The organism is Nocardiopsis halotolerans DSM 44410, from assembly GCF_000341065.1.
Classification (GTDB): Bacteria; Actinomycetota; Actinomycetes; order Streptosporangiales; family Streptosporangiaceae; genus Nocardiopsis; species Nocardiopsis halotolerans.
Genome location: NZ_ANAX01000028.1, coordinates 1 through 772, shown reverse-complemented (window position 1 = coordinate 772; position 772 = coordinate 1). Strand labels below are relative to the sequence as shown.

Genomic DNA, 772 nt, shown 5'->3' with positions numbered 1-772 from the left:
GGGCGGGGGTGTTGTTCGTGTTGGACGCGTGCCAGTCGGTGGGGCAGTGGGATGTGGACGTGGAGCGGCTCGGGTGTGATGTGTTGGCGGCCACGGGGCGTAAGTTCCTGCGGGGGCCGCGTGGGACGGGGTTTGTGTACGCGCGTTCGGGTGCGGGGTTGGGTGAGCCGCCGGTGGTGGATGTGACTTCGGCGCATTGGGAGGGGCGTGGGTACCGGGTGCGCCCGGACGCGCGTCGTTTTGAGAGTTTTGAGCGCAACGTGGCTGGTCAGATTGGTTTGGGGGTGGCCGTGGACTACGCGTTGGCGGTGGGGTTGGAACCCATCCGGGAGCGGGTGGGGGCGTTGGCCGAGCAGGCCCGGGACCTGTTGGGGCGGGTGGCGGGTGTGCGGGTGTTGGACCGGGGGCCGGTGCGGTCGGGGATCGTGACGTTCGCGGTGGAGGGTGCGTCGGCGCGGGGGGTGTGTGCGGCTTTGGGGGCGGCCGGGGTGCGGGTGAGTGTGTCGCGGTTGTGGAACCAGGTGTGGGAGCGCGAGGAGGGGGTGGACGAGGCGGTGCGGGCCTCGGTGCACTACTTCAACACCGGGGCTGAGGTGGAGGCGTTGGTGCGCGCGGTCGAGCGGATGTAGGGGCGCTGGGGGTGTGGACCCTGACACGGGGTCAGGGTCCACACTCGTGGCCATGAGCGTTTCATCGCCCCGGGTGGGGTGGGGGGAGTTGGCGTGTGTGCGCGGGCTCTGTCCCCTGGTGTGGTTGTTGGTGTCCCAGCGGG

1 protein-coding gene is annotated in these 772 nt (G+C 70.5%); it reads left to right on the top strand.

The window, feature by feature from the left end; translation table 11 throughout:
• Nucleotides 1-8: 8 nt before the first annotated feature.
• A complete protein-coding gene (locus D455_RS0101960; RefSeq protein ID WP_394296610.1) occupies nt 9-629 on the top strand; it encodes an aminotransferase class V-fold PLP-dependent enzyme in 621 nt (206 codons plus the stop codon).
• Nucleotides 630-772: the final 143 nt, after the last annotated feature.